Here is a 1,569-nt window from a genome sequence, read left to right on the forward strand (position 1 = left end):
GGTGCAGGAGATCAGGCGGCCGCGCGCGGACGTTCGATATCAGTGTCCTGCAGGCTGTCGCGCTGCTTGAACAGCGTGAAATCGAAATCGATCAGTGTGAATTCGCCGTCGACGCCATACTTCCTGCCATCGCCTGCGCCGCCTTGTTTCAGTGCCGGCACCAGGCCGTCACGGGTGGCGAATGCGAAGTCGTCCCACAGGTACGGATCGCCGTCGATGTTGATCTGTGTGGTCAGCTTGCGATATCCGGGCGCGGACACGAAGAAATGGATATGCGCGGGCCGATGTCCATGGCGACCGAGCTGATCGAGCAATTGCTGGGTCTTGCCTTGCGGCGGGACCGAGTAGCCGACCGGCACCACGCTGGTGAAACTATAGCCGCCTTGCGCGTCGGTCCGGATCGAGCGGCGCAGGTTGAAAGCGGGTTGTGACTTGTCGAAGTACGAGTAGTTGCCCAGATGATTCGCGTGCCACACTTCGACCAGCGCATTCGCCAGCGGCTTGCCTTGTTCGTCGACCACATGCCCGCGCATGACGAGCGGGCTGCCCGGTTCGCCATCCTGATCAAGCCGCGCGTGCCCTTGCGTTTCCGGCGCGCCGGCCACGTAGAGCGGACCTTCGATCGTGCGCGGCGTGCCGCCGTTGAGGCCTGCCTTCGCTTCCGCTTCGTCGATGCGCAGATCAATGAAGTGCTCGAAGCCAAGGCCCGCCGCGAGCAGGCCGAATTCGCCTGACTGGCCCGCTTCGGCAAGGTAATTCAGCGCAGTCCAGAACTCGGCGGGCTGCACGTCAAGCTCTTCGATCGTATAGAACAGGTCACGGATAATGCGGTTCACCACCGTCTTGACACGGTCGTTACCTTCGTTGATCGCGCTGTCATTGATTTTTTGCAGCAGGGTGTCGATGCTTTGCTTATCCATCACTTGTCTCCGTGGATTGGTCTAGGGGTATTCGCTTTAACGCTTGCGTGGTTCCTCAGGACACAAGCGAAGTGGCGCCGCGGCGAGTGTCACGCCGCAAGCGATTGATGAGATCCCAGTTCAGCGTGATGCCGAGCCCGGGTCCCTGAGGCAAATGCAATGCGAAATCCTCGTAGCGCAGCGGCTCAGTGAGAATTTCCTGGGTCAGAAGCAGCGGGCCGAAGAGTTCGGTGCCCCACTTCAATGAGTCGAACGTGCTGAACAGTTGCGCCGAGGCAATGGTGCCGATCGCGCCTTCAAGCATCGTTCCGCCGTACAGTTCGATACCGGCCGCCTGCGCGATTGAAGCCACGCTGGCCGCACCGCTCAGGCCGCCGGATTGCGCGATCTTGACCGCGAACACGTCGGCCGCACGCTCGCTCGCGAGTGCGAACGCGTCGCCCGGACCATGTAGCGCCTCGTCCGCCATGATGGGGATGCGCGACAGTTGCGTAAGCCGCTTGAGGCTCTGCGGGTGCGCCGCGGAAACGGGCTGCTCGACAAGGCTCACGCCGGCGTCCGCGAGACGCGGGCAGGCCCACACCGCGTCCGATTCGCTCCACGCCTGATTCACGTCGACCCGCACTTCGCCTTGTTCACCCACGGCCCG

At 62.5% G+C, this 1,569-nt stretch carries 2 protein-coding genes; both read right to left on the reverse strand.

All coding sequences use genetic code 11. The annotated features are described in order from the left end of the window. Positions 1-11: 11 nt before the first annotated feature. A complete protein-coding gene (gene catA / locus WCA53_RS03605) occupies positions 12-920 on the reverse strand; it encodes a catechol 1,2-dioxygenase (protein WP_423905544.1) in 909 nt (302 codons plus the stop codon). Positions 921-975: 55 nt separating this feature from the next. Then, positions 976-1,569, reverse strand: a 594-nt coding sequence (locus tag WCA53_RS03610; protein WP_423905546.1) for an enolase C-terminal domain-like protein, incomplete at its 5' end; no start/stop codon positions are given.

The sequence above is a fragment of the Caballeronia sp. genome (assembly GCF_049581465.1).
Taxonomy (GTDB): domain Bacteria; phylum Pseudomonadota; class Gammaproteobacteria; order Burkholderiales; family Burkholderiaceae; genus Caballeronia.